We start from the raw sequence: 26319 nt of genomic DNA on the forward strand, positions 1-26319 counted from the left end.
TCCCGCTCACGCCCCCCCGAGCTGCGCCGCGAGCGCCAGCAGCCCCGCCTCGGAGCCGCGGCGTCCGATGAGCTGGACCCCCATGGACAGCCCCTCGGGCGTCGTGTGGGTGGGCAGGACGATGGCGGGGACCCCGGCGACGTTGACCACGGACGTGAAGGGCGTGTATTGGCACTGGAGCCGGTAGTCGTCGTCGGCACCATGCGACGTGTAGTAGCCGATTTCGCGCGGGGTCTGCGCCAGGGCGGGGGTCAGCACGGCGTCGTAGCGCCCCCACTGCGCCCGGCAGTCCTCGGCGATCCTGCGCAGGATCGCCGCGGCCGCCAGCTTGTCCGCGGGGGGCCGGCGCAGCGCGCGGTCACGGAACTCGCGCGTGATGCGGGTCAGCCGCGGCTCGCCGGCGGCCGGGATCGCCGCGTCCGCCAGGCCGGCCGTCCAGATGGTCTGGAACGCCGACGCGTAGCGGTTGTCGTAGCGCACCGCGGCATCCTCCACCCGGTGGCCCGCGGCCTCGAGGAGGGCGACGCCGGCGTCCAGCGCCGCGCGCGCCGCGGGCTCGAGGGCCAGGTCGTAGCGGGTCTCGAACGGGGAGCGGAGGCTCACCCCGATGCACAGCGGGCGCCCGCCGGCCGGGGACGCGGCCCGCGCGGCCGCGAGGTACGCGCCCCCGGTGCCGCCCACGAGCGAGTCCATCAGCAGCGCCGCGTCCGTGGCGTCACGGGCCAGCGGCCCGGAGACGACCAGGCGCGGGGCGCCCCACGCGTCGCGGACGCCGTTGCCGAGGTCGGTGGGCACCGTTCCAAGCCCCGGCTTCAGCCCCACCAGTCCGCAGGCGGCGGCGGGGATGCGGACCGAGCCGCCGCCGTCGTTCCCCGGCGCGAAGGGGAGCATGCCTGCCGCCACGGCCGCGGCGCTGCCGCCGGAGGATCCGCCGGGGGAGAGGCGCGGATCCAGCGGGTTGCGGGCGGGGGCCGCGATGCGGTTCTCCGAGTAGCAGTTCAGCCCGAACTCCGGGACCTGGGTCTTGCCGAGGCTCAGGGCGCCGTCGGCGTGCACGCGGGCGACCAGCGGATGGTCCGCGTCGGCCCGGACGTGCTCCAGGGCGGCCGTGCCGTAAGTGGTGCGGACGCCGGCGACCTCCCAGAGGTCCTTCCAGGCCAGCGGCATCCCGTGCAGCGGCGCGGGTGGGCGGTCGGCGCGGCGGGCGGCGATGAGGGCCTCGTCCGCCCGGGCGGCGTCCTCGAGCGCGGTGTCGGCGGTGACCGTCACGAAGGCCCCCAACAGCGGGTTCAGCCCCTCGATGCGGCCCAGGTAGTGCCCCGCCACCTCCCGGGCGGACACCTCGCCGGCCGCGAGCAGGTCGCGCAGCCCGACCGCGGTGGTCTCGTGCAACTCCACGCGGAACCCCCTGCGTCGTCGTTGGGCGCCTCGGTTCGGCCGCTGAACGACGCCGAATTAATGTTGGGGCCCGGTTGTTGAACCCACTATAGGCTGGGGTGGTTGGGCCGGATTCCACCGAGAGGATGAACATGAGCGAGTTCGAGACCGTCGAGGTCAACGAGGTTCCCGCGGGGGCCGAGGTGCTGGACGTGCGCGAAGACTACGAGTGGAACGAGGGCCACGCCGCCGGGGCCCGGCACATCCCGATGAGCGAGATCCCGCTCCGCCTCGGCGAGCTGGACCCGGACGAGGACACCTACGTGATTTGCCGCACCGGCGGCCGTTCGGCGCAGGTCGCCGCATTCCTCGTGGGCCAGGGCTACACCGCCTTCAACGTGGCGGGCGGCAGCGGGGCCTGGCTCGAGGCCGGCCTGCCGATGGAGAGCGAGAACGGCCAGGAGCCGACCGTCCGATGATCTACACCTACCTGGGGCCCTCCGGAACCTTCACCGAATCGGCGCTGCTCCAGGTCCCCGGGGCCGCGGACGCCCGCCGCGTTCCCGCCGCCAGCGTCAACGCGGCGCTGGAGAACGTGCGCTCGGGCGCCGCGGACGCGGCCATGGTGCCCATCGAGAACTCCGTCGAGGGCGGCGTCTCGGCGACCCTGGACGCGATCGCCACGGGCGGGTCCCTGCAGATCGTGGGCGAGTACCTGGTGCCCATCACCTTCGTGCTGGTCGCGCGCCCCGGCGTCGACACGCTGGAGTCGGTGCGCACCGTCGCGACCCACGGCCACGCGTGGGCGCAGTGCCGGGGCTGGGCCGAGGCCAACATCCCCGCCGCCGAGTTCGTCCCGGCGTCCTCCACGGCCGCCGGGGCGCTGGCGCTGCTGGAGCCGGACAACGCCTACGACGCCGCCATCTGCTCGCCCCTCGTCGCCGAGCGGCACCCGCTGACCGTCCTGCGGGCGGGCATCGAGGACAACGCCGGGGCCGTGACGCGCTTCGTGCTCGTCCGCCGCCCGGGCCAGCTGCCGCCCTCGTCCGGTTCGGACAAGACGACCGTCGTCATCCCGCTCCCCGAGGACCACCCCGGGGCGCTCATGGGGATCCTGGAGCAGTTCGCGGCCCGCGGGGTGAACCTGAGCCGGATCGAGTCCCGGCCCACGGGCCAGGGGCTCGGCTCCTACTTCTTCTCCGTCGACGCGGACGGCCACATCGACGAGGCGCGCATGGCCGACGCGCTCGCCGGGCTCCACCGCATCAGCCCGGACATCCGGTTCCTGGGCTCCTACCCGAGCGCGCGCATCTCCGACGCGTCGCGCCCGTCGGTGGCGCGGCACAACACCGACGAGGCGTTCGCCGCCGCGGCGGCCTGGGTCCGGCGGCTGCGTTCCCACCGGGCCTGAGCCGGGCGGGAACGCCCCTACAGGCGGGCGGGGACGCGGAGGCGCAGGGCCTGCGGCAGGATCTGCACCGTCATCGCCACGACGTCGCCGGTGGTGTCGCCGTCGAGCTGCGAGCTGATGGGTTCGGGCACGGACATGCGCACCTTGCGCGCCTGGTAGTAGTCGATGACCGGGATGGCGCCGCGGTGGCGCAGCGCGGTCTTCGCCGCGATCCACGCCCACCCGGCCACGGATTGCGGGCTCATCACCACGATGTCGAGCTTGCCGTCGTCGAGCACGGCGTCGGGCACCAGGTCGAACCCGCCCTGCAGCCGGCCGCAGTTGGCGAAGATCACCGAGCGGATCTTGCGCTGCTGCTCCGGTCCGTCGTCGAGCGAGAGCGTCACCGTGCGGCGCCGGCCGGGCAGGTGGCGCATGCCGGCCTCGGCGTAGGCCAGCGGACCGAGCCTGGCCTTGAGGTCCTCGTTGGTGTCGTTCATCATGTCGGCGTCGAATCCGATGCCGGCCATCACGAGGAACACGTGGTCCTCGGTGGTCCCGTCGGCCCGCTCGAGCACGATCTTCGCGGCGTCGATCGAGCGGATCCTGCCGTGCAGCGCCGTGTGCACCGCGGCCTCGATGTCGTCGACGTTGAAGTCCAGGTTCCTCGCCAGCAGGTTGCCGGTGCCCAGCGGGAGGACGCCCATGATGGCGTCGGTGTCGGCGAGGACCTCCGCCGCCTCGCGGAGCGTGCCGTCCCCCCCGGCGACGACGACGATGTCGCACTTCTGTTCCAGGGCCTCCACGGCCATGGAGTGGCCGGGGTCCTCCACGGTGGTCTCGTAGATCAGCGGGTCCCCGAAGCCGGCCTCCACGCAGGCGGCGCGGACGGCCGCCATCGCCGCCTCGGCACCCGCCTTGGACGGATTGACGATCAGCGCGACCTTCTTGGCGGCCTCGAGGGACCGCGCGACGACGGGCGCCTCCTCGATGACCACGAGCCGGGTCTTGAGCTTGCGCACGGAGTAGAGGCTGACACCGGCGATGACTAGGGCGGCGGCGACGAGGATGAGGGCGAGGATCTCTAGGGGCATGGTGCTCTTACGATAGCCGCCATTCGGTAACCTGTAGGTGTGATCGACGTAAAAGAACTCGCAGAGCACCCCGACAAGTTCCGCGCCTCGCAGCGCTTCCGCGGCGCCGACGAATCGGTGGTGGACCGGATCGTGTCCGCGGACGCCCGGCGGCGCGAAGCGATCACGAGCTACGAGAACCTGCGCGCCGAGCAGAACGCCTTCGGCAAGCGGGTCGCGCGGGCCGCGGGCGGGGAGAAGCAGGCGCTGCTCGCCGAGGTCAAGGAGCTCGCCGGGCGGGTCAAGGCGGCGCAGGCCGCGGCCGACGCCGCGCAGGAGGAGCTGACCGCGCTGCAGCGCTCGGTTCCGAACCTCATCCAGGACGGCGCCCCGGCCGGCGGGGAGGACGACTTCACGGTCGTGAAGACCGTGGGCACGCCCCGCGACTTCGCCGCGGACGGCTTCGAGCCGCGCGACCACCTGGAGCTCGGCGAGCTGCTCGGCGCCATCGACATGGAGCGCGGCGCGAAGGTGTCCGGCGCGCGGTTCTACTTCCTCCGCGGCGTGGGCGCGCGCCTGGAGATCGCGCTGATGAACATGGCGCTGGACCTGGCGGTGGCCAACGGCTTCGTCCCGATGATCACGCCCACGCTCGTGCGCCCCGAGACCATGCAGGGGACCGGGTTCGACGTCGAGCACGACGACGAGATCTACCGGCTCGAGCGCGACGGCCTATACCTCACCGGCACCTCCGAGGTGGCGCTGGCCGGCTACCACGCCGACGAGATCCTGGACCTCTCCGCCGGCCCGGCCCGCTACGCGGGGTGGAGCTCCTGCTACCGCCGCGAGGCCGGCTCCGCGGGCAAGGACACCCGCGGCATCATCCGGGTCCACCAGTTCAACAAACTGGAGATGTTCGTCTACTGCCCCGTGGAGGACGCGGCGGCGGAGCACCAGCGGCTCCTCGCCTGGGAAGAGGAGATGCTCGCGAAGGTCGAGCTGCCGTACCGCGTCATCGACACCGCCGCGGGGGACCTCGGCATGAGCGCCGCCCGGAAGTTCGACTGCGAGGCCTGGGTCCCGACGCAGGGCGCCTACCGCGAGCTGACCTCCACGTCGAACTGCACCACGTTCCAGGCGCGGCGCCTAAACATCCGCGAGCGCGTGCCCGGCGCCGACGGCAAGCCGGGCAAGAGCACCCGGGCCGTCGCGACGCTGAACGGGACGCTGGCCACGACGCGCTGGATCGTCGCGATCCTCGAGCACCACCAGAACGCCGACGGGTCGGTCACCGTGCCCGCCGCGCTACGCCCGTACCTCGGCGGCATGGACGTCTTCCCCGTCGTCGCCTGAGCCGGCCCACCGCCCGCGCGGTTCCTCGTCGACCGGTTGCCCGTCGACCGGTTGCCGGCCCGGCCGGGGAACCGCGGGCCCGCGTGGGGCAACCCACAGTGTGGACGGGCTGTGGATATTTACGGAATGTTCACCGCGCGGTGACCGGCGCCATGTCCGCCGGGCGGGCCGGGGTGATTCACTAGATGCATGACAATCACCAGTAATCCCGGCACCGAAGACCGGACGAACAATTCCACCGCCACCGCCACCGCCACCGCCACCGCGACCCGCCCGGCGGCGCGCCAGATGGTCTGCCTCGACGTCGACGGCACCCTGGTCAACCACGAGGGGCACATGAGCCCCGCCGTGAAGGAGGCCGCCCGCGCCGTCGTCGAGGCCGGCCACGAGATCGTCGTCTCCACGGGGCGCTCCCTCGGCGCCACCCTGCCGATCGTCGAACTGCTGGGCATCGAGCGCGGCTACGCCGTCTGCTGCAACGGCGGCGTGACCGTGCGGCTGGACGTCTCGCTCCCCGACGGCTACGAGGTCGTCGACCGCAACACGTTCGATCCCGCCCCCGCGCTGCGGGCCCTGCGGCACGCCCTGCCGACCGCCAAGTACGCGCTGGAGGACGACGAGGGCAACTTCCTGTCCACCGAACGCTTCCAGGACGCCAGCTTCGGCGTCGAGGCCACCGGCGTCACGTTCGAGGCGATGGCCAACGCCACCGCGGTGCGGCTCGTCGTGTTCTCGACGGACGACACCGCCGAGGACTTCGGGGAGGCCGTCCGCGCGATCGGCCTGCACGGGGTCACGTACTCGGTCGGCTGGACGGCGTGGCTGGACATCGCGGCCGAGGGCATCTCCAAGGCCAGTGGCCTCGAGCTGGTCCGCGAGCGGCTCGGCATCGGGACGGAGCACACGGTCGCCGTCGGCGACGGGCGCAACGACGTCGAGATGCTCCAGTGGGCGCGCCGCGGCGTCGCCATGGGCCAGGCGCCCGACGAGGTCAAGGACGTCGCCGACGAGGTCGCGGACGGCGTCGACGACGACGGCCTCGCGACGGTGCTGCGCAGCCTGCTCTAGGGGCCGGTCCCGCCGGGCTTCCGCCCGGGCGCGGCCCCGAGCAGGGCGGGCAGCTCCGCCATCGAGCGGAAGGCCCGCGCGCCCGCCGCGGCGAGCGCCGGCCCCCCGGCCAGCCCGCCGGCGAAGCCGTGGACGTCCATGCCGGCGGCGACCCCCGCGAGGACCCCGTTGACGCTGTCCTCGACTACGGCGCAGTCGCCCGGCGCGTGCCCCCCGGCCGCCGCGGCGTGCAGGAAGACGTCGGGCCACGGCTTGCCGCGCCCGACGTCGTCCGCCGAGTGGATCCGCCCCTCCAGGCGCGCGTACAGCCCGGTCGCCCCCAGCGTGGTGCGCATCCGGCGGTGCGACCCGGAGGACGCGACGCGGTAGGGGACGCCCGCGTCGTCGAGCGCGTCGAGGACGCCCACGACGCCGGGCACGGGTTCGAGCACGGTCTCGAAGGCGAGCAGGCTCTCCGCCGACGCCCGCTCGTCGAACTCGGCCGCGAGCGGCCCGCCCATCATCCGCGTCAGGATGCCGAGGGCGTCGGCGTCGGTGAGGCCCATGAACTTCGCGACGACCTCGTCCCGGGTGTGCGGAAAACCCATCTCCGTCAGCAGCCGCGCCTCGATCGCCGTGCAGAGGCGCTCGCTGTCCACGAGCACCCCGTCGCAGTCGAAGACCACCAGGGAGTACGGCACCGCGCTTAACCCGCCGCGGCGTGGGCCGCCGGGGGCAGGGCCGCGGGGCCGCGGACCAGGTCCAGGAGGCGGGCCGCGGCGGGGCGGCAGGCCCACTCCTCGTTCCAGTGGGAGCGCACCACGGCCTTGGACACGGCCTGCGTCGTGATGCCGAGCTCGTCGGCGATGGCGCGCTGCTGGCCCCGGACGCCCGGGACCATGAGGTCCAGGACCGACCACTCGGCGTCGGTCCGGGTCGCCACGATCTGGCCGACGAGCCGCAGCACGGCCTGGGCCTCCGCGGCGACGTCCGCGTCGGGCCCGGACACGGCCAGGGGAACGCGCTCGCCCGTCTTCTGCGCCCTGTTGACGGCGCGGCGCGCGTAGACCAGGCCGAAGCCCTCGGCGTCGGCGATGCGCTCCGGGAGCGGCACGTGGAGCGATCCGACGCCGATGCCCACGTGCCAGCGCCGGGCGCGGAGCGCGATCATCGCCGCGTCGACGGCGGTGCGCGCCTCGGTGACCACGCCGATCGCCTCGTCGCCGAAGGAGCGCTGGAAGGGGATCGCGGCGGGGAGTCGGCCGAGCGCCGCGACCAGCTCCTCGACGCGGTCCCCGGACTCGCGGGAGTCCCGCTGGTTGATGGTGAGCACGTACATGCCACCAGTATGCCCGTCGATCAACCGCATGCGGTTGATTTACGCGTCGTTCAGGGCGCCGTCCCGCCGGGGTTCCCCGCGGGCACCGGGGCCCCCGGCCCGCCGTCGGTCGGGGCGACGCAGGCCGCGGGCAGGTCGACCACGGTCCAGCGCAGGAAGAACTGCGTCAGCGGCCCGATCAGCAGGGCGTAGGCGACCGTGCCGATGCCCACGATGCCGCCGAGGAACCAGCCGAGAACCAGGACCGTGAGCTCCAGGGCCGTGCGCACGAGGCGCAGGCTCAGCCCGGTGCGGCGGTGCAGCCCGGTCATCAGCCCGTCGCGCGGTCCGGGACCCAGTTGGCTTCCGATGTACAGGGCGCCGCCCAGGCCGTTGAGCACGAGCGCCGCCCAGAACAGCCCCCACTGGGCCGGGGGATTCGGCATGGGGGGGATCAGCGCCAGCCCGACGTCGGTCGCCACGCCGATCCAGACGACGTTGGCGACCGTGCCGAGGCCGGGCCACTGGCGCAGCGGGATCCACAGGATCAGGACCAGCGCGCCGACCAGCACGACGACGGTGCCCAGGCTGAGGCCGACGCGGCCGGCCACTCCGAAGTGGAATACGTCCCACGGGTCCAGCCCCAACCCGGCCCGCACGAAGGAGGCCATCGCGAGGCCGTAGAGGGTGAGCCCGGCGAAGAGGCGGGCGACGCGCAAGGGGAGGCGCCCGGCGCGCAGCTGGGCGCGGGGGGAGAGGGACAGGAGGCCGGGGGTCGGGGTGGGTGCCATGGCCCCATCCTCCCCCTCAATGGCTATGGATTACAGAGCCAATTGGGAGACAATGGCCCTATGACGCATCCCACCCGCCGCCTCTCGGCCGGCCGCCTCACCACCATGCTGGGTAGCCCCGACCCCGACCGGCCGGCCTACGCGTGGCTCGCGGACGGCGTCCGCGGCCTGGTGGCGAACGGCCGGGTCCTGCACGGGACCGCGCTGCCGAGCGAACGCGACCTCGTCGGCGCGATCGGCCTGAGCCGCACCACCGTTTCGCGGGCGTACTCGGAGCTCCGCGACCGCGGGTACGCGACGGCCCGCGTCGGCGCGGGGACCGTCGTCCAGGTGCCCGGCGGGCCGGCGGCCGGCGGCGGCGAGCCGCTGCCCCTGGGAGGTTTCGGTCCCGCCGAGGGCGCCACCGCCGTCGACCTGACCTGCGCCGCTCCCGCCGCGCCCCTGGGCCTGGCCGCCGTCTACGAGGAGGCCATGGACCAGCTGCCCGCGTACATCGGCGGCATGGGCTACTTCCCGCTGGGGCTGCCCGTGCTGCGCCAGGCCATCGCGCGGACCTACGAGCGCCGCGGACTCGCGACGGATCCGTCCCAGATCGTCGTCACCGCCGGCGCGCTCGCCGGCGTCGCGGCCGTCGCCCGCGCCGTCCTCGCCCCGGGCGCGCGGGCGCTGGCCGAAAGCCCGTCCTACCCGAACAGCGTCATCTCGCTGCGCCACCATGGCGTCCGCGTCGCCCCGGTGCCGATCGGCGCCGAGGGGACGGACCTGGACGCGGTCTCCGGGGCGCTGCGGTCGGTGGCGCCGGCGGCCATGCTGTGCCTGCCCGACTTCCACAACCCCACCGGCACGCTACTGGGCAACGCGGGCAGGGAGCGCTGGGCGCGCGAGCTGGACCGGCACGGGGCCGTGGGGATCGTCGACGAGACCTCGGCCGCCCTGTGGCTGGACGCCGAGCCCGACGTGGTGCCGATGGCGGCGTTCTCGGATCGCATCGTCACGATCGGCAGCGCCAGCAAGTCGCACTGGGGCGGGCTGCGCCTGGGCTGGATCCGCGCCCCGCGCCCGCTGGCCGCGGGCCTGGCCCGGGTGCGCATGAGCCTGGACCTCGGCGCCCCCGTGCTGGAGCAGCTCGTCCTGGCCCGGCTGCTGGAGACCGGCGCCGGGCTGTCCGCGGAGACCCGCGGCGGGCTCCGCGGCAACCGCGACTGGCTCCTGGCCGAGCTCGGTGCCCGGCTTCCCGGATGGGAGGCTCGGCGGCCGGAGGGCGGGCTCTCGCTGTGGTGGAACCTCCCCGCGCCGCGGTCCACGGCGCTGGCGGACGAGGCGGCGCGCGGCGGGGTCCTGCTCGCGCCCGGCTCGACGTTCGCCGTCGGCGACCACGGGCTCGAGCGCTGGATCCGCACGCCCTACGCGCTGGGCCGCGAATCGCTCGAGGCCGCGGTGCCGGTCATCGCCCGGGCGTGGGACCGGGTGCACGGAAAGGCCCCCCGGACCGGGGGACCCGGCACCCCATAGGGCGCCGGGGTCCCCGACCCGGGGGGCCGGCGGCGGCGCTAGCGGCCCTGCGGCTCGTCCGCGCCGGACGGGGCCGGGGCCTCGGTGTCCACGTTGCGGCCCTGCGGCTCGTCCTCCTCGGACTCCTCGCCATGCCGCGCGAAGCGCTCGACCGAGCGGGCCAGCTCGGCCTCGGCGGCCTCGCGGCCCTCCCAGCCGTCGGCCTTGACCCACTTGCCCGGCTCAAGGTCCTTGTAGCGCAGGAAGAAGTGCTCGATCTCCTTGATCAGCCAGCCGTCGACGTCCTCGAGTTCCCGGAGGTGGTCGAAGCGCTTGTCGGTCGGCACGCAGATCAGCTTGGCGTCGCCGCCGCCGTCGTCGGTCATGTTGAACACGCCCAGCGGGCGGGACTCCACCAGCACCCCCGGGACCAGGTCGACGCCGGGGATCCAGACGAGCGCGTCCAGCGGGTCGCCGTCCTCGCCCAGGGTGTCCTCGAAATAGCCGTAGTGCGTGGGGTACTGCATGGACGTGAACAGGACGCGGTCCAGGCGCAGGCGGTGCGTCTCGTGGTCGATCTCGTACTTGACGCGGGATCCCGCCGGGATCTCGATGGTGACGTCGTGGCTCATGGGAGTCTCCTCGAATTTCGGTGGCTGGGGGCGGGCCGGACCCGGGTGGAGTCCGCGCTCCGTCTACTCTTGAAGCTGCTGCGCCCAGCGTATATTGCGGCGCGGCGCAACGACTATTTCGGAGGTGCGCATGAACCGCTGGATGCGCGCCCTGACCTCGACCCTGCTGGTGCTGGTGCTCGCCGGGCTGCTGGGCCTGGCCGCCCTGCAGGCGGTCCCGGGCCTCCCGGACGCGTTCCGCCCCGCCCCGCCGGCCGCGCCGTCCCCCACGCACGACGCCGGAAGCGAGCCCGCGTTGCGCCCGGCCAGCGCCACCGCCCTGCCACCCCTGCCGGGGGACGCCGCGCGGCCGGAGGCGGCGGCGCTGCGCCGGGCGCTGGACAAGGCGTTCGACGGCCGCGGCGGCGTCTTCCACGCGTCCGTGGTCGACGTGTCCACGGGGGATCCGCTCTACGACCGCGACGCGTCCGCCCCGGCCGTGCCGGCCTCGAGCCTGAAGGTCGCGACGGCGGCGGCCGCCCTGTCCGTGCTGGGCGCGGACTCGACGCTGCGCACCGCCGTCGTGCGCGCCTCGGAGGACTCCGTGGTGCTGGTCGGCGGCGGGGACGTCCTCCTCGGCGCCGGCCGTTCGGGGGAGAGCGTGGTGGGCCGCGCGGGCCTGCGGACCCTGGCCGCCTCGACGGCCGCGGCCCTGCTGGAGGACGCGGACGGCGCCGCGCCGCCCGCGGATGGGGAGAAGCGCCGCGCGCTGCGGGTGCTGCTGGACGACTCGCTGTTCACCGGGGCCGCGCTCAGCCCGGTGTGGGACGAGTCGCTGGTGGCCACATCGAACATCGCCGCGGTGCAACCGGTCGCGTTGTACGGCGCGCGCAAGGACTCCGCGCCCGGGAGTCCGCGCGTGGGGGACCCCGCGCTCACGGCCGCCCGGACCTTCCGCACCCTCCTGGCGGCGGAGCTGGCCGAGCGGCAGGGGGGCGCCGGCGGGCCGGCTGGCGGGCTGAGGGTCGCGCGCGGGGTCGAACGCGGGCCGGCCGGCGAGGGGGCGCCCGAGCTGGCCTCCGTGGAGTCGGCGCCGGTGCGCGACCAGCTGCGCCACATGTCCGAGGCGTCGGACAACTACGTCGCCGAGGCCATGGGTCGCCTGGTGGCGCTCGGCGTCGGCAAGCCGGCGTCGTTCGGCGGCGCCGCGGAGGCCGTGAAGGAGGCGGTGGCGCGGATGGGCGTGGACACCTCCGGCATGGCGCTCGCGGACGCCTCGGGACTGGCCCGGGCGAGCCGGATCTCCCCGGCGCAGCTCGCCGGCGTCCTGCGCGCCGCCGCCACGTCCCCGGACGCGGACCTGCGCGAGCTCACCTACCTCCTGCCCATCGCGGGCGCGACCGGCACCCTGGAGTCCCGGCTCGACGGGGACGCCACGCGCGGCCTGGTCCGGGCCAAGACCGGCACCCTGGCCGGCGTCGCGACGCTCACCGGGAGCGTGGTCACCGCGGACGGGCGCCTGCTCGCGTTCTCCTTCTTCGCCCACGACGTCCCCGGATCGCTCAAGCCGGCGCGGGCCGCGCTGGACCGCGCCGCGACCGTCCTGGCCGGGTGCGGCTGCCGGTAGGGCCGCGGGGGAATTCACCCTCGACGAAAACCCGGCGTTCCGTCGGCGATCCGTGGTGAGATGGTGCCATGGACCCTTCCAGCAGCCCCGTCCGACTCATCAACTGGGACCTCGCCGGCGACACCGCGGCGCGGCTGGCGGGCCCGGGCCCCCGGCTCTCGTCCCGGGAGGTCGACGCCGTCGTCGCGGACCTGCGCGCCCACGCCGACGCCTCCGTGGCGCACGTCCACCGGATCACCGGCCTCGAGGCGGCCCGCGACCTCCGGGATTCCAGCGTCCTGATCGTGGACCGGGCGAGCTGGTCCCGGGCCAACGTCCAGAGCTTCGAGGCCCTGCTCGGGCCGGCCCTGGGCCGCCTCGCGGCCTCGAAGGGGGACGCTTTCGGACCCAATGCGGCGCTGTTCGGCAGCGCCGTCACGGGCGCGGAGATGGGCACGATCCTGGCGTTCCTCTCCTCCAAGGTCCTCGGGCAGTACGATCCCTTCTCGAGCCTCGCGCGCGGCGGCGTGCCCGCCGGCGGGCGCCTGCTGCTCGTCGCGCCGAACATCGTCGAGATCGAGCGCGAGCTGGGCGTGGACCCGGCCGACTTCCGCCTCTGGGTGTGCCTCCACGAGCAGACGCACCGCGTGCAGTTCGCGGCGGCCCCCTGGCTGCGCGACCACCTGCGCGAGAACATCGGCCGGCTGACGGAGGGTCTCGTCGAGACGACGGACAACTTCGGCGACCGGCTCGTGGCGGCCGCCCGCGGGGCCGTCGCCGCGCGTTCCCGGCGGGACGGGGCGGGATCGGCCGCCGCGGCGCCGGAGTCCGGGCCCGATTCCCGGCCCGGGCTGCTCTCGGCGATCCAGGATCCCGAGGAGCGCGCGATCATGAGCCACCTGACGGCCGTGATGAGCCTGCTGGAGGGCCACGCGAACGTGGTCATGGATGCCGTGGACGCCTCGATCGTCCCGACCGTCAAGACCATCCGCCAGCGCTTCAACCGCCGCGGGGCCCACCGGGGACCGGTGGAGACCTGGATCCGCCGCTTCCTGGGACTCGAGGCGAAGATGCGGCAGTACGCCGACGGACAGCGGTTCGTCTCCGCCGTCGTCCGCGAGATCGGCATGGAGGGCTTCAACGCCGTGTGGGAGCGCCCGGAGAACCTGCCGACCGAGCGGGAACTGCACCACCCCCGGGAGTGGATCCGGCGCGTGTCCGGCGCCGGGCCCACCGCCGGATAGGCGTGGGCGGACACCTTCCCCCCGTCGTCGCCGCCGCCCGCAACGCCGTCCGGGCCGCCGTGCGCGGGGCGGGAACCACCCCGCGGTGCCTGGTCGCGTGCAGCGGCGGGGCCGACTCGCTGGCGTTGGCCGCGGCCGCCGCCTTCCTGGCGGGCCGGGGCGAGCTCCGGGCCGGCGCGGTCGTCGTCGACCACGGGCTGCAGGCCGGCAGCCGGGCCGCCGCGGAACGGGCCGCCGCCCAGCTCCGCGGTCTCGGGCTGGACCCGGTGCTGGTCCGCCGCGTGGAGGTCGGCGGGACGGGCTCGGAGGCGGACGCGCGCGCGGCGCGCTACGCCGCGCTCGAGGAGGCGGCCGCCGCGGCCGGTGCCTCCGCCGTCCTGCTCGGGCACACGCTCGACGACCAGGCCGAACAGGTGTTCCTCGGGCTCGCCCGGGGCTCCGGCATCCGCTCGCTGTCCGGCATGCCGGCGGCCCGCGGCCTGTTCCTGCGCCCCTTCCTCGCCCTGCGCCGCGCGGACACGGAGGCGGTCTGCGCCCACGAGGGACTGGCGTTCTGGACCGACCCCACCAACGCCGGGCGCCACGCCCTGCGCAACCGCGTGCGGCTGGACGTGCTGCCGGTCGTGGAGGCGGCCCTGGGCCCCGGCACCGCGGAGGCCCTCGCGCGCACGGCCGACCTGTCGCGCGCCGACGCGGACTACCTGGACCGGGCCGCGGCATCGGCGCTGGACGCGCTCGTGCGCGGCGACCGGCCGGGCGAGCTGCGCCTGGACCTGCCGGGCCTCCGCGCGCTGGATCCCGCGCTGGCGGGCCGCGCGCTGCGCGCCGCCGTCGTGCGGGCCGGCGGCGAGCCCCCGACGTTCGAACGGAGCGCGGCCCTGGCCCGCCTCGTCACCGGGTCCGCGTCCGCCGGCCCGCTCCAGCTCGCGGGGCACGTGGAGGCGCGCCGCGTCCGCGGCGCCGCCGGGCGGGGCCCGCTCCTGGTGCTGCGGCGCGTCCCGGGACCGGCCCGCCCGGACGCCTGAGGCCGGGGCCGCGGTTCCCCGGATCGGGCCGGGCTGTGGCACGCTATAACCCCGTAGCGCACTCCCTTAACGCCCGAGCGCAGGCATCATCGATCACAGGAGCCATTCGTGGATTCGAACGACGTCACCGCAGACCTCCAGCACGTCCTCTACACCCGGGAACAGATCCAGGACAAGATCAACGAGCTGGCGGCGCAGATCGACCAGGACTACGAGGGGCGCGACCTGCTGGTCGTCGGCGTGCTCAAGGGGGCGGTGATGGTCATGGCCGACCTGGTCCGCGCCCTGCACTCGCACGTGGCCATGGACTGGATGGCGGTGTCCTCCTACGGCTCCGGCACGCAGTCCTCGGGCGTCGTGCGGATCCTCAAGGACCTCGACACCGACCTCATGGGCAAGCACGTGCTGATCGTCGAGGACATCATCGACTCCGGCCTGACGCTGTCCTGGCTCAAGGCGAACCTCATCTCCCGCGGGCCGGCCTCGGTGGAGATCTGCACCCTCCTGCGCAAGCCGGAGGCCGCCAAGGTCGAGATCGACGTGAAGTACGTGGGCATGGAGATCCCCAACGAGTTCGTGGTCGGCTATGGCCTGGACTTCTCCGAGAAGTACCGCAACCTGGACTTCATCGGCACGCTCGCGCCGCACATCTACGAGTAGCCCGCGTCGGGCGTCCGCCCCGTGGCCCCTTACGCCTTCAGGGGAACTAGCGGGCGATCCCGTGCGTGGAAAGAGCTGGAACGTGTACCTATAGAGGTGACCATTCGGTGCCGGACGCCTTCGCGTCCGCGATCAGGAGGGACGGGGGACGGGACCCCCACAGCATGAAAGCCAAGAAGATCCTCAACAGCTGGGCCATTTGGGTCCTGATCGGCGTCGTGGCGCTGGTCGTTTTCCTTCCGACGCTGAGCTCGGGCAACACCGGCCGGGTGGACACGAGCGTCGGGCTGCAGCTCCTGCAGGAGAACAAGGCCAGCGAGGCGAAGATCTTCGACGGCGACCAGCGCGTGGACCTCTCCCTCCGGGAGAACTTCACGCTCGACGGCGTGGACAAGGGCACCAAGGTCTCCTTCTTCTACTCCAACGCCCGGGCCGAGGACGTCATCCAGGCGATGGACGACGCGAACCTGGACGGCTTCACGGACCAGCCGGTGGAGAACAACTGGCTGCTGAGCATGCTGGGCGTGATCATCCCGTTCATCCTCATCGCGCTCCTGTTCTGGTTCCTCCTGTCCCGCGCCCAGGGCGGCGGCTCCAAGGTCATGCAGTTCGGGAAGTCCCGGGCCAAGCTGATCACCAAGGACATGCCCCAGGTCACCTTCGCCGATGTTGCCGGCGCCGAGGAGGCCGTCGAGGAGCTCTACGAGATCAAGGACTTCCTCCAGCAGCCGGCCAAGTTCCAGGCCGTCGGCGCGAAGATCCCCAAGGGCGTGCTGCTCTACGGGCCGCCGGGCACCGGCAAGACCCTGCTGGCGAAGGCCGTGGCCGGCGAGGCCGGGGTGCCGTTCTACTCGATCTCCGGATCCGACTTCGTCGAGATGTTCGTCGGCGTCGGCGCCTCCCGCGTCCGCGACCTGTTCGAGCAGGCCAAGAACAACGCGCCCGCCATCATCTTCGTCGACGAGATCGACGCCGTCGGCCGGCACCGCGGCGCCGGCGTGGGCGGCGGCAACGACGAACGCGAGCAGACCCTCAACCAGCTGCTCGTCGAGATGGACGGGTTCGGGGCCAACACCAACGTCATCCTCATCGCCGCCACCAACCGGCCAGACGTGCTGGACCCGGCGCTGTTGCGCCCGGGCCGGTTCGACCGCCAGATCCCGGTGGAGGCCCCGGACTTCGTCGGGCGCGAGCAGATCCTGCGCGTCCATGCGCAGGGCAAGCCGATGGCCGCGAACGTCGACCTGCGCGCCGTCGCGAAGAAGACGCCCGGCTACACGGGCGCCGACCTCGCGAACGTGCTCAACGAGGCCGCGCTGCTCACCGCGCGGTCCAACGCGCAGCTCATCGACGACCGGGCCCTCGACGAGGCGATCGACCGCGTGATGGCCGGGCCGCAGAAGCGGTCGCGGCTGATGAAGGAGCACGAGCGCAAGATCACGGCCTACCACGAGGGCGGCCACGCCCTGGTCGCGGCCGCGATGCGCCATTCGGCCCCGGTCACCAAGATCACCATCCTGCCGCGCGGGCGGGCCCTCGGGTACACCATGGTGGTCCCCGACGACGACAAGTACTCCGTCACGCGCAACGAGCTGCTGGACCAGCTCGCCTACGCCATGGGCGGCCGCGTCGCGGAGGAGATCATCTTCCACGACCCCTCCACGGGCGCGTCGAACGACATCGAGAAGGCCACCGGCACCGCGCGGAAAATGGTCACGCAGTACGGCATGAGCGAGCGGGTCGGCTCCGTGAAGCTCGGCTCCGGGGGCGCCGAGCCCTTCCTCGGGCGCGACGCCGGGCACGACCGCGACTACTCGGAGCACCTGGCCGGCATCGTGGACGAGGAGGTCCGCGTCCTGATCGACGCCGCCCACGACGAGGCCTACGCGGTGCTCACCGAGAACCGCCACGTGCTGGACCGCCTGGCGCTCGCCCTGCTCGAGCGCGAGACGCTGAACCAGAAGGACCTGGTGGAGGTCTTCCGCGACATCGTCAAGCGCCCGGAGCGCAAGGTCTGGCTCTCCAAGGAGAGCCGCCCGGTGCACACCGCGGGACCCGTGCTCTCGCCGATCGAACGGCGCCAGCAAGCCGAGGGCGCGGCCCGCGAGGCCGACGGAGGCCACTCCGACGTCGTGGTGGATCCCGGATCCGCGCCGTCCCTCCCGGGCGGCCGTCCCGGGCCCGACGGCGGCAACGACGGCGGCCTCGGCGCCTCCGGCGGACCCGGAAGCCTCCCCGGCGGCGGCCGCGGCTAGGACCCGGCAGGCTAGGATCGGAAGCGTGACCGACATCGACGAGCAGCCCCTGACCGCGACCGCAGGCGGCTTCGAGGTGGACCAGCCGCGCATCGCGCGCGCCGTCCGCGAGATCCTCGAGGCCATCGGCGAAGACCCGGACCGCGACGGACTCCAGGAGACCCCCAAGCGGGTCGCCAAGGCCTACGCCGAGTTCTTCGCGGGGCTCCACCAGGATCCCGCCGAGCTGCTGGGCACCACGTTCGACATCGAGCACGACGAGCTGGTCCTGGTCAAGGACATCCCGTTCTACTCGACGTGCGAGCACCACCTGGTGCCCTTCCACGGGACGGCGCACATCGGCTACATCCCCGGGCGCGACGGCAAGGTCACCGGCCTGAGCAAACTCGCCCGGCTCGTCGAGCTCTACGCCCGGCGCCCGCAGGTGCAGGAGCGCCTGACCACGCAGATCGTCGAGGCGCTCATGGCCCACCTGGACCCCCGCGGCGCGATCGTCGTCGTCGAGTGCGAACACCTGTGCATGTCGATGCGGGGCGTCCGCAAGCCCGGCGCCAAGACCGTCACCAGCGCCGTCCGCGGCCAGCTCCGCCAGCCGGCAACCCGCGCCGAGGCCATGAGCCTCATTCTCGGAAAGTAGACCCCATGTCCCTCGGAGCCATCCCCGGAACCGGACCCGCCACCTCCCCGCTGCCCGTCATCCGCCCCGTCAAGGTCCCCCGCACGTTCGCCGACCTCCCCACCGGCCGCACGCTCGTCATGGGCATCCTCAACGTCACCGAGGACTCCTTCAGCGACGGCGGGCGCTATGTCAGGACCGACGACGCCATCGGCCACGGGCTGCGGATGTTCTACGCGGGCGCGGACATCATCGACGTGGGCGGCGAGTCCACGCGCCCCGGCGCCGACTTCGTGGCCCCGGAGGCCGAGCTGGCGCGCGTCCTGCCCGTCGTCAAGGCGCTCGTCAAGGCCGGCGCGATCGTGTCCGTCGACACCATGCACACCTCCACGGCCCGCGCGGCCCTCGACGCCGGGGCGCACATCGTCAACGACGTCAGCGGCCTGACGCACGAGCCGGACATGCCCGCGCTCATCGCGGAACGGCGGGCGCCCTACGTGCTCATGCACCGGCGCGGCGACTCCCAGTCCATGACCACGGAGGCGAACTACGGCGACGTCGTGGACGAGGTCGTCGCCGAGCTCGCCGAGGTACGGGACCGCTTCCTGGCGGCCGGGGTCCCGGCCGAGTGCATCGTGGTCGACCCGGGCCTGGGATTCGCCAAGAATCCCGAGCACAACTGGGCCCTGCTGCGCGGCATCGACCGCCTGCAGTCGCTGGGGCACCCCGTGCTCATCGGGACCTCGCGCAAGCGCTTCCTCGGTTCGCTGCTCGCCGAGGCCGGCAAGCCCGCGCCCCCCGCCGAGCGCGACACCGCCACCGCGGCGACGAGCGCCCTGGCCGCGGCGGCCGGCGCGTGGTGCGTCCGCGTGCACGACGTCGAGGGGACGCTCGACGCGGTCAAGGTCGCCACCGCCTGGGCGAACCCGGCGGCGGTCCCCTCCGGAACGCGGGGCTGAGCATGGCCCCGCGGACGGGCGGTCCCCGGGACACCATCTCGGTCACCGGCATCACGGCGACCGGGCACCACGGCGTGTTCGACCACGAGAAGCGCGACGGGCAGCCCTTCGTCGTGGACGTGGTGCTCCACACCGACATCCGCCCGGCGGCCGCGTCCGACGACCTCGCCGACACCGCGAACTACGGCGCGCTGGCCGGGCGGGTCGCCGACCTGGTCGGTTCCGGGCCGTACGACCTGATCGAGACGCTCGCGGAGCGGCTCGCCGAGATGGTGCTGGCCGAGTTCGCCGTCGAGGCCGTCGGCATCACCGTGCACAAGCCGCAGGCGCCCATCGAGGTCCCGTTCGGCGACGTGGCCATCGCCATCCACCGGGAGCGCGCTTGAGCGGCGGCGTCCGGTCGGTCCTCGCCCTGGGCAGCAACCTGGGCGAGCGCCGGGACACGCTCTCGCTCGCCGTGGCCGCCCTGGCGGAGGGCGGCGACGTCCGGCTCCGGCAGGTCTCGGAGGTCGTGCAGACCAAGCCGGTCGGCGGGCCCGAGGGCCAGCCCGACTTCCTGAACATGGTCGTGGAGGTGGAGACGTCCCTCGGGCCACTGGAACTGCTCCGGCGATGCCAGGACGTGGAGAACCGGCACCACCGCGTCCGCGAGGTGCGGTGGGGACCCCGCACGCTCGACATCGACATCATCACCTACGGCGACGTCGTCCTCGAGACGCCCGAGCTGACCCTGCCGCACCCGCGCGCCGCGGGGCGGGCGTTCGTGCTGGAGCCGTGGGCACGGATGGACCCCGCCGCGACGCTGGGCGGCACCCCCGTGGCGGAGCTCGCCGACCGCGCCGCGGACCGCGGCGGCGTGGGTCCCTACCGCCCCGGGGGCGGGGAATAGGCCATGAGCGCCATCCGACCCCTCTGGCTGCTGGCGATCCTCGTCGGCGCCACCGTCGCCGGCTGGATCGCGCATCGGCTGACCTCCGTCAACGGACTCCCGGCGCCGGTGCTGCACTGGACGTCGCTGATCACCATGGGTGCCGGCGCGCTGGTCACCCTGGGCTTCGGCCTGCGCGTGCTGCGCTACCGGCAGGGCAAGCTGAAGCGTCGACTGGATCCGATCCAGGCCGCCCGCACCCTGGTGTTGGCGCAGGCGACCGCCTACGCCGGCGCCATGATCGCCGGCTGGCACACGGGCATCGTCATCGATCTCACGAGCGCCACGGGGGGCCGGAACCCGTCGGTCGACGCCTCCCTCGCGATGATCGCCGCGGCCGCCATCATGGTTATGGTGGGGTGGGCCGTCGAGCAGTTCTGCAGGCTGCCGCCCGACGATCCGTCCGCGCCGGACGCCACGGGGCGCGACAGGGAGGAAAACGAGGGGTATGCCGCAGGAACCAGTTGATCCGGCAGGAATCCAGTGGAGGCGCGTGTCTCCGAAGTACGCGCGGGTCCGCGTGGTCGGGTGGGCCATCGGCGCGGCCGTCACGCTGGCGATCCTCAGCGTCCCGCTCGTGCTGCGGCTGACCGGCGTCTGGCCCGGATACCCGGGCTGGCTGGCGTGGGGCCTGCCGGCCGCCGCCGTCGCGCTGGAGATCCTCCGGCTGTCGCTGATTCCCCGCCAGGTCCGCGCGATCGGCTACGCCGAGCGCCAGGACGACCTGCTGGTCCGCAGCGGGGTGCTTTTCCAGAAGGTCCTCGTGGTCCCCTACGGCCGCATGCAGTACGTGGACGTCGCCGTCGGGCCGATCGACCGCGCGCTGGGGCTCTGCAAGGTCCAGCTGCATACCGCGTCCTCGGCGGCGACGCCGGAGATCCCCGGGCTGACCGCCGAGGAGGGGGCCCGCCTGCGCGAGCAGCTGTCCGCCCGCGGCGAGGCGCGGCTGGCCGGGCTGTGAGCGGGCAGCCCGCGGTGCCGCAGGCGTCACCCGACCCGGCGTGGAACCGCGTCCACCCCATCTCCCCGCTGGTCCGGGGCTGGATCGCCGTCCTCGCCATCGCCTACTTCTGGGGCCAGAACTGGCTCGAGGACGTCTTCGCGGCCGGGGACGAGTCGCGGGACGCGTCCGGCGAACTGAGGTTCACCCCGGACCTCCTCCTGACCGTCGGCATCGGCCTGGCCATCCTGCTCCTGATCGTCTTCGGCTTCTTCCTGTCCTGGTGGTTCACCAAGTACCAGGTCACCGAGCGCCACGTGAACGTGAACTCGGGCATCCTGTTCCGGCAGCAGCGCCAGGCGCGGATCGACCGCGTGCAGGCGATCGACATCGCCCAGCCGCTGCTGGCCCGCATCTTCGGTCTCGCGGAGCTGAAGTTCGAGGTCGCCGACGCCGGTGCCACCGCCGTGAGCCTGGCGTTCCTCAAGATCGACGACGCGAAGCGGCTGCGGAACGTGATCCTGGCCCGCGCCGCGGGGCTCAAGGCCTCCGCGGGGGGCGCCCCGGCATCCGTCGCCCACGCCCCGGGAGACTCCCGCATCCACGACGCCGACGTCCGGGACACCGGCGACCGGGACACCGGCGTCCAGGGCGGTCCCGGGACGGGCGCGGCGGGCCCCGACGCGGGGTCCGCTACCGGCGCCGACGCCGGATCCTCTAACGCCACCGCCCTCGACGCCGGGGAACCGGGGCGCCCGCCGTCCGCCGACGACGCGCCGGAGGCGCCCGAACGGACCGTCGCCACGGTGCCGCCGGGCCGCCTGATCGGATCCCTGCTGTTGACACCCTGGGTCTGGATCGCGGTCGCCGCCGTCGTCGCCGCGCTCGCCGCGGCCGCCGCCACCGACGGCGACTTCCCGGTGTTCTTCGTCCTGCCCCTGCTCCTCGCCGTCGTCCCGGCGCTGTGGGGCCAGTTCAATTCGGGCTACAACTTCCGCGCCGGCATGAGCGCCGACGGGCTGCGCATGAGCTACGGCCTCTTGGACACCCGCCACCAGACCGTGCCGCCCGGCCGGGTCCAGGCGGTGCAGGTGACGCAGGGGCTCCTGTGGCGCCGCTTCGGCTGGCACCGGGTCGTCGTCAACGTCGCCGGCTACGGCGGCGGGGCCGGCGAGGACAACTCGCGGCGCTCCACGCTGCTGCCGGTCGGCACCCGCGCCGACGTCCTCAGCGTGCTCGCCGTCGTCCTGCCCGATCCCGGCACCGACCGCCCGCTCGAGCTCATCGACGCCGGCATCGCCGGAAGCGGTCCGGACGAGGGCTTCACGACCACGCCACGCCGCGCCAGGCTCCTGGCGCCGATCGGATGGCGGCGCCAGGGCTTCGCGGTCACCGGAACCGCGATCCTGATCCGCACCGGCAGGATGACGCGGCGCCTGGTCATGGTCCCGCACGAGCGCACGCAGGGCCTTGTGCTCCGGCAGGGACCGCTCGCGCGGCGCGCGGGGGTGTGCGACGTGCAGCTGGCCACCACGGACGGCCCCGTCGACCCGCGGGTCGTCCAGATCGGCGTCGAGGATGGGCGCGAGCTGTTCCTCCGCCAGGCCGACCGCGCCGCGACGGCCCGCCACCTGCGCGACCGCGACCACTGGCTGGAGGGCGGGACCGGTGCCTAGGCCCGGGCGCCTGGGGATCGGCGTCGTCGGCGCCGGCAAGGTCGGCGCGGTCCTCGGCGCCGCGCTGCGCGCCGCCGAGCATGCCGTCGTCGGCGTGCACGCGGTCTCGGAGGCGTCGCGCGAGCGGGCCGAGGCGCTGCTGCCCGGCGTGCCGATCCTCCCCATCCCGGACCTCGTGCGGCGCGCGGAACTGGTGCTCCTGGCCGTGCCGGACGACGCGCTGGGGCCGCTGGTGAAGGGCCTCGCCGACGCCGGCCACTGGCAGGCCGGCCAGCTGGTGGTCCACACGGCCGGCCGCTACGGCACGGGCATCCTGGAGCCGGCGCGGGCCGCCGGCGCCATCCCGCTGGCCATCCACCCGGCCATGAGCTTCACCGGCATGAGCCTGGACCTGACGCGGCTGCAGGACTGCATGTTCGGGGTGACGGCGGACCGCATGATGCTCCCCATCGCCCAGGCCCTGGTCGTGGAGATGGGCGCGGAGTACGCGGTCATCGAGGAGGAGGACCGCGGGATCTACCACGCCGCGCTTGCGCACGCGTCGAACCACCTGGTCACGATCGCCGGGCAGTCCGCCCAGCTGCTGCGCATCGCGGGCGTCGAGCGCCCGGACCGGGTGCTCGGGCCGCTGATGCGGGCGTCGCTGGAGAACGCGCTGTCCTCGGGGGAAGGCGCGCTGACCGGACCGGTCGCGCGGGGGGACGTCGGCACCGTCGCCATCCACCGCGACGCCCTGGCGAAGGACGCCGTCTCCCCGGACGTCCGCGACGCCTACCTCTCGATGGCGCGCGCGACCGCCCAGCGCGCCCTGGCCCGGGGACTGCTCACCGAGGCCCAGGCCGCGGCGATCCTCGACGCCTTGGCCTGAGCGCCCCGGCGTCTAGACTTTTCGCGTGACCATCCCCGTCCCCACCCCGTCCCCGCGCGTCGTGCGCACGGTCGCCGAGCTCAAGGCCGCGACCCGCGCGCTCCTCGAGGCGGTCCCGGGGGACCCAAACCGGATGCGGCGGCTCGCGCTGGTTCCCACCATGGGGGCGCTGCACGCGGGCCACGGCACGCTGGTGCGCTCGGCGCGGGCGGAGAGCGACGTCGTCGTCGTCTCCCTCTTCGTGAACCGGCTGCAGTTCAACGACCCGTCGGACTTCGAGCGCTACCCGCGCACCCCGGACGACGACGTCGCCCTGCTCGCCGGCGCCGGGGCGGACCTCGTTTTCGCGCCGGAGGAGTCCGAGGTCTACCCGGACGGCCGGCCGCTGGTGACCGTGTCCAGCGGGCGCCTCGGAGAGAAATTCGAGGGGGCCTCGCGCCCCGGGCACTTCGACGGGATGCTCGCCGTCGTCGCGAAGCTGCTGCACTACGGCGCCCCGCCCGCCGAGACGGGCGTGCCCGTGCGGTACCGGGCCTACTTCGGGCAGAAGGACGCCCAGCAGCTCGCGATCATCCGCCGCATGGTGTCCGATCTGGCCTATCCCGTCGGGATCGCCGCCGTGCCGGTCGTGCGCTCGCCCCGCGGGCTCGCGCTGTCCAGCCGCAACCGCTTCCTCGGCACCGAGGAGGCGGAGGCCGCGCTGGTGCTGTCCCGCGCGCTGTTCCTGCTGAAGGAGCGCGCCGACGCGCACGAGCCGCTGCGCGTCGAGGACGCGGAGGCACTGATCGCCAGCCAGCCCCTGGTCCGCCTGGACTACCTCGAGGTGGTGGACCCGGGCACGCTGGAGCCCCTCGCGTTCAACTGCCGCGAGACGCCCTTCACCGGGCAGGCGCTGGCGCTCGTGGCGGCGCAGGTCGGATCCGTCCGGCTGATCGACAACATGCCCCTCGGCGGCTGACGGCGGGATGCCCAGCGGCGGTCCACGGCGGGTCAGCCGGGCGGAAGGCCCCCGACCGTCCGTTCCAGCATCGTGCGTCCCTGCTCCTCGAACGCGGCGTCGCCCATGTCGCGGGCCCACACGATCGTCCCGAGCGACTGCATCAGGTGCTCCAGGACCAGGCCCCCGCGGGGGACGCCGGCGGCGGGGCCGTACCCCTCGAGGAGCGCGGCGCGCAGGTCCCCGCGCCCGACGAGCTCCTGGTGCTCCAGCCGGACCAGGTCGGTGTACCAGGGGCGCAGGTCCGCGCGGCCGAAGTCGATCAGCGCCAGCCGACCGTCGGGCCGCACCAGCCAGTTGCGGGGCTGGAAGTCGCCGTGCGTCGGGACCACCGCGACGGGCGCCGGCACGAAGCCGCGCAGCCAGGCGTCGGCGGCCGCCAGGTGCCCGGACGGGGCCAGCCCGCCGGCCCGGTCCAGCCACGCGCGGGTCCGCCGGGCCGCCGTGGCCTCGTAGGCGTCCGAAGGGGCGGGCCCAGACGGGTTTCCCGCGTGGAGCCGCCGCAGCAGGGCGCCCGCCTGCCGGTACGCGTCGGGGTCGAGGGCCGACGGCGTCCCGAGGGCGATCCGGCCGGGCAGGTACCGCGTCACGAGGACTCCGGCCCCGGCGTCGTACGACACCAGCGGCGCCACGTCCCCGCGCAGCGCCGCGAGCCAGGCGCGGTGCGCGCGGTGCTCGCGGACCAGATGGTGCGAAGTCTCGCCGGCCTTGACGATGAAGCGTCCGCCGCCCGCCGTGAACTCGAGCACCGTGATGCCGAACGGCCAGCTGTGGTCGGCGGTGATCGAGGCCCCGGGGTGGGCGCGGGAGAGCGCGGCCGCCTGCCGCCCCGTGAGCCCCGGATGGTCCCATCCGTCGTGCGCCGCGCCCGCGGTCCCGTCTCCCGGCCGGGCCTCCGACGCGCCCGGAGCTCCGCTCACCGTCCCGCGGGCCAGCGCTCGGCGGCCGACGCCAGGAGCGCGCGGAAGCCGGCGAGCTCGGCCACGATGTCCGCGGCGGTCTCGTGCCCGGGGCTCATCCCCGCGGACTGGCCGGCGTAGACGGGAGCGAGCGAGGTGTCCCCGGAGCTCCGGGCCTCCTCGATGGCGGCCGAGAGGGAGGGGTCGGCGTTCAGTGCGTCCGCCAGGCCCTCGTAGTCGGCCGCCCACCGGCGGCTGAAGGCGTTGCGCAGGGCCCGGCCCCCGAACTCCGCGGGCCAGGGGATGCCTTGGGCGATATCGAAGGCCCGGGTGTAGACCGTGTCGTCGGTTCCCGCGGCCGCGATGGCGTCCTTGGCCCGCGGATGGCTGAGCGACTCCGCGCACGCCGCGAAGCGGGTGCCCACCCACGCGGCCTGCGCGCCGGCCGCGATAACTGCCGCGACCCCCCGGGCGGTGGCGATGCCGCCCGCCGCGACCACCGGTTTGTCCGTGGCGTCGAGGGCCAGCTGGAGTAGCGGCAGCGTGGCCACCTCGTCGCGGCCGTGGCCGCCCCCCTCGCCCCCGCGGCAGACGACGACGTCGATGTCCGGCTCGAGCGCTCGACGCAGCTCCGCCGCGCTGCCGACCTGCATGGCGGTCAGGGCTCCGGCGTCCCGGGCCAGGGCGGCGGCGGGCCCCGGTTCGCCGAAGCTGACGCACACCAGCGACGGCCGGTGTTCCAGGACGGCCCGGAGCGGATCCAGCGAGTCCGCGAGCACCCAGGCCATGAAGCCCGCGCCCCACGGGCGGCCGACGCCCGCGGCCAGGTCCGCTTGTTCGTGCAGCCAGTCGTCCGAGGCGCCCCCGCCGACGCCCAGCATGCCCAGGCCGCCGGCCGCTGACACAGCGGCCGCGAGGAGTCCTCCGGCGGCGCCCGCCATGGGCGCGTTGATGAGCGGCTCCGCGATGCCCAGCGCGGCGGCCAGGCCGTGGCCGGCGCGCGGGTGGTCTGCGCGCGGGTGGTCGGCGGGACTGGGGCCGGCGGGAGCTCCGACGGGACTGGAATGGGCGGGCGACGTGCCGGCTCGCGGGACGTCGGCGGGCTGCGTCGGGTCGTGGGAGGGCATGGCCCCAGTCTAGGCAGAGCCTGTGACGCAGGACTCAGGAGGCGGATGGCGTCCGGGGGCGCCGCGGG

Annotated in this window: 27 protein-coding genes; 19 read left to right on the top strand and 8 right to left on the bottom strand. The window is 74.2% G+C overall.

The window, feature by feature from the left end; genetic code table 11:
• Nucleotides 1-6: 6 nt before the first annotated feature.
• A complete protein-coding gene (locus ACETWP_RS16520) occupies nucleotides 7-1398 on the bottom strand; it encodes an amidase (protein ID WP_373973370.1) in 1392 nt (463 codons plus the stop codon).
• A 131-nt stretch (nucleotides 1399-1529) separates the two neighbouring features.
• On the opposite strand from ACETWP_RS16520, the gene ACETWP_RS16525 reads away from it, so the two are divergent.
• The gene (locus ACETWP_RS16525) at nucleotides 1530-1856 is read left to right on the top strand and encodes a rhodanese-like domain-containing protein (protein WP_373973371.1); all 327 of its coding nucleotides are present in this window, start codon (nucleotides 1530-1532) and stop codon (nucleotides 1854-1856) included.
• Nucleotides 1853-2788 carry a prephenate dehydratase gene (pheA, locus tag ACETWP_RS16530; protein WP_373973372.1) on the top strand — a complete coding sequence of 312 codons (936 nt, stop codon included), beginning with the start codon at nucleotides 1853-1855 and terminating at the stop codon, nucleotides 2786-2788. The genes ACETWP_RS16525 and pheA overlap by 4 nt, the downstream gene beginning before the upstream one ends.
• A gap of 17 nt (nucleotides 2789-2805) precedes the next feature.
• Here the strand turns inward: pheA and ACETWP_RS16535 are convergent, their stop codons facing one another.
• Complete coding sequence (locus tag ACETWP_RS16535; RefSeq protein WP_373973373.1) at nucleotides 2806-3861, bottom strand: diacylglycerol/lipid kinase family protein; 1056 nt, start codon at nucleotides 3859-3861, stop codon at nucleotides 2806-2808.
• 39 nt (nucleotides 3862-3900) lie between these two features.
• Between ACETWP_RS16535 and serS the strand changes: the two genes are divergently transcribed.
• Both serS and ACETWP_RS16545 read left to right on the top strand, forming a co-directional pair.
• Nucleotides 3901-5193, top strand: a complete 1293-nt coding sequence (gene serS, locus ACETWP_RS16540) for a serine--tRNA ligase (RefSeq protein WP_373973374.1) — start codon at nucleotides 3901-3903, stop codon at nucleotides 5191-5193.
• A 189-nt stretch (nucleotides 5194-5382) separates the two neighbouring features.
• Entirely contained in the window at nucleotides 5383-6261 is an 879-nt protein-coding gene (locus tag ACETWP_RS16545) for an HAD family hydrolase (protein ID WP_373973375.1), read from the top strand.
• Here the strand turns inward: ACETWP_RS16545 and ACETWP_RS16550 are convergent.
• Genes ACETWP_RS16550 through yczE form a run of 3 tightly spaced genes read right to left on the bottom strand, consistent with a single transcriptional unit; the run spans nucleotide 6258 to nucleotide 8349 of the window.
• Complete coding sequence (locus ACETWP_RS16550; RefSeq protein ID WP_373973376.1) at nucleotides 6258-6941, bottom strand: HAD family hydrolase; 684 nt, start codon at nucleotides 6939-6941, stop codon at nucleotides 6258-6260. The genes ACETWP_RS16545 and ACETWP_RS16550 overlap by 4 nt on opposite strands.
• A gap of 5 nt (nucleotides 6942-6946) precedes the next feature.
• Nucleotides 6947-7579: a hypothetical protein gene (locus ACETWP_RS16555; RefSeq protein WP_373973398.1), complete on the bottom strand. Its 633-nt coding sequence runs from the start codon at nucleotides 7577-7579 to the stop codon at nucleotides 6947-6949.
• A 50-nt stretch (nucleotides 7580-7629) separates the two neighbouring features.
• Nucleotides 7630-8349 carry a membrane protein YczE gene (gene yczE, locus ACETWP_RS16560; protein WP_373973377.1) on the bottom strand — a complete coding sequence of 240 codons (720 nt, stop codon included), beginning with the start codon at nucleotides 8347-8349 and terminating at the stop codon, nucleotides 7630-7632.
• Nucleotides 8350-8409: 60 nt separating this feature from the next.
• On the opposite strand from yczE, the gene yczR reads away from it, so the two are divergent.
• Nucleotides 8410-9861, top strand: a complete 1452-nt coding sequence (gene yczR, locus ACETWP_RS16565; protein ID WP_373973378.1) for a MocR-like transcription factor YczR — start codon at nucleotides 8410-8412, stop codon at nucleotides 9859-9861.
• 38 nt (nucleotides 9862-9899) lie between these two features.
• Here yczR and ACETWP_RS16570 read toward each other — a convergent pair whose 3' ends face one another.
• Complete coding sequence (locus ACETWP_RS16570) at nucleotides 9900-10472, bottom strand: inorganic diphosphatase (RefSeq protein WP_373973379.1); 573 nt, start codon at nucleotides 10470-10472, stop codon at nucleotides 9900-9902.
• A gap of 130 nt (nucleotides 10473-10602) precedes the next feature.
• Between ACETWP_RS16570 and dacB the strand changes: the two genes are divergently transcribed.
• From dacB to panC, 14 genes are all read left to right on the top strand, one after another.
• Nucleotides 10603-12078: a D-alanyl-D-alanine carboxypeptidase/D-alanyl-D-alanine endopeptidase gene (dacB, locus tag ACETWP_RS16575; RefSeq protein ID WP_373973380.1), complete on the top strand. Its 1476-nt coding sequence runs from the start codon at nucleotides 10603-10605 to the stop codon at nucleotides 12076-12078.
• 68 nt (nucleotides 12079-12146) lie between these two features.
• Nucleotides 12147-13301 (top strand): Rv3626c family coenzyme F420 biosynthesis-associated protein, encoded by a 1155-nt coding sequence (locus ACETWP_RS16580; protein ID WP_373973381.1) that lies wholly within the window; start codon nucleotides 12147-12149, stop codon nucleotides 13299-13301.
• Nucleotides 13302-13303: 2 nt separating this feature from the next.
• A complete protein-coding gene (gene tilS, locus ACETWP_RS16585; protein WP_373973382.1) occupies nucleotides 13304-14326 on the top strand; it encodes a tRNA lysidine(34) synthetase TilS in 1023 nt (340 codons plus the stop codon).
• A gap of 108 nt (nucleotides 14327-14434) precedes the next feature.
• Complete coding sequence (hpt, locus tag ACETWP_RS16590) at nucleotides 14435-14986, top strand: hypoxanthine phosphoribosyltransferase (protein WP_373973383.1); 552 nt, start codon at nucleotides 14435-14437, stop codon at nucleotides 14984-14986.
• Between the two features lie 164 nt (nucleotides 14987-15150).
• A complete protein-coding gene (gene ftsH, locus ACETWP_RS16595; protein WP_373973384.1) occupies nucleotides 15151-17241 on the top strand; it encodes an ATP-dependent zinc metalloprotease FtsH in 2091 nt (696 codons plus the stop codon).
• 25 nt (nucleotides 17242-17266) lie between these two features.
• Nucleotides 17267-17878 carry a GTP cyclohydrolase I FolE gene (folE, locus tag ACETWP_RS16600; protein WP_373973385.1) on the top strand — a complete coding sequence of 204 codons (612 nt, stop codon included), beginning with the start codon at nucleotides 17267-17269 and terminating at the stop codon, nucleotides 17876-17878.
• A gap of 5 nt (nucleotides 17879-17883) precedes the next feature.
• Nucleotides 17884-18816: a dihydropteroate synthase gene (gene folP / locus ACETWP_RS16605; RefSeq protein ID WP_373973386.1), complete on the top strand. Its 933-nt coding sequence runs from the start codon at nucleotides 17884-17886 to the stop codon at nucleotides 18814-18816.
• Between the two features lie 2 nt (nucleotides 18817-18818).
• Complete coding sequence (gene folB / locus ACETWP_RS16610; RefSeq protein WP_373973387.1) at nucleotides 18819-19202, top strand: dihydroneopterin aldolase; 384 nt, start codon at nucleotides 18819-18821, stop codon at nucleotides 19200-19202.
• Nucleotides 19199-19705: a 2-amino-4-hydroxy-6-hydroxymethyldihydropteridine diphosphokinase gene (folK, locus tag ACETWP_RS16615; protein WP_373973388.1), complete on the top strand. Its 507-nt coding sequence runs from the start codon at nucleotides 19199-19201 to the stop codon at nucleotides 19703-19705. Before folB ends, folK begins: the two co-directional genes overlap by 4 nt.
• A 3-nt stretch (nucleotides 19706-19708) precedes the next feature.
• A complete protein-coding gene (locus tag ACETWP_RS16620; protein ID WP_373973389.1) occupies nucleotides 19709-20212 on the top strand; it encodes a DUF3180 domain-containing protein in 504 nt (167 codons plus the stop codon).
• The gene (locus tag ACETWP_RS16625) at nucleotides 20193-20705 is read left to right on the top strand and encodes a PH domain-containing protein (protein ID WP_373973390.1); all 513 of its coding nucleotides are present in this window, start codon (nucleotides 20193-20195) and stop codon (nucleotides 20703-20705) included. The genes ACETWP_RS16620 and ACETWP_RS16625 overlap by 20 nt, the downstream gene beginning before the upstream one ends.
• On the top strand, nucleotides 20702-22360 hold the full coding sequence (locus ACETWP_RS16630) for a PH domain-containing protein (RefSeq protein ID WP_373973391.1): 1659 nt from the start codon (nucleotides 20702-20704) through the stop codon (nucleotides 22358-22360). The genes ACETWP_RS16625 and ACETWP_RS16630 overlap by 4 nt, the downstream gene beginning before the upstream one ends.
• A complete protein-coding gene (locus ACETWP_RS16635; RefSeq protein WP_373973392.1) occupies nucleotides 22353-23228 on the top strand; it encodes a Rossmann-like and DUF2520 domain-containing protein in 876 nt (291 codons plus the stop codon). Before ACETWP_RS16630 ends, ACETWP_RS16635 begins: the two co-directional genes overlap by 8 nt.
• Nucleotides 23229-23253: 25 nt before the next feature.
• Entirely contained in the window at nucleotides 23254-24186 is a 933-nt protein-coding gene (gene panC, locus ACETWP_RS16640) for a pantoate--beta-alanine ligase (RefSeq protein WP_373973393.1), read from the top strand.
• A gap of 32 nt (nucleotides 24187-24218) precedes the next feature.
• On the opposite strand, the gene ACETWP_RS16645 is transcribed toward panC, so the two are convergent.
• Together ACETWP_RS16645 and ACETWP_RS16650 are read right to left on the bottom strand one after the other, a co-directional pair.
• Nucleotides 24219-25145 (bottom strand): aminoglycoside phosphotransferase family protein, encoded by a 927-nt coding sequence (locus tag ACETWP_RS16645; RefSeq protein WP_373973394.1) that lies wholly within the window; start codon nucleotides 25143-25145, stop codon nucleotides 24219-24221.
• Entirely contained in the window at nucleotides 25142-26251 is a 1110-nt protein-coding gene (locus ACETWP_RS16650; protein ID WP_373973395.1) for an NAD(P)H-dependent flavin oxidoreductase, read from the bottom strand. The genes ACETWP_RS16645 and ACETWP_RS16650 overlap by 4 nt, the downstream gene beginning before the upstream one ends.
• Nucleotides 26252-26319: the final 68 nt, after the last annotated feature.

The sequence above is a fragment of the Arthrobacter halodurans genome (assembly GCF_041877255.1).
Classification (GTDB): Bacteria; Actinomycetota; Actinomycetes; order Actinomycetales; family Micrococcaceae; genus Arthrobacter_N; species Arthrobacter_N halodurans.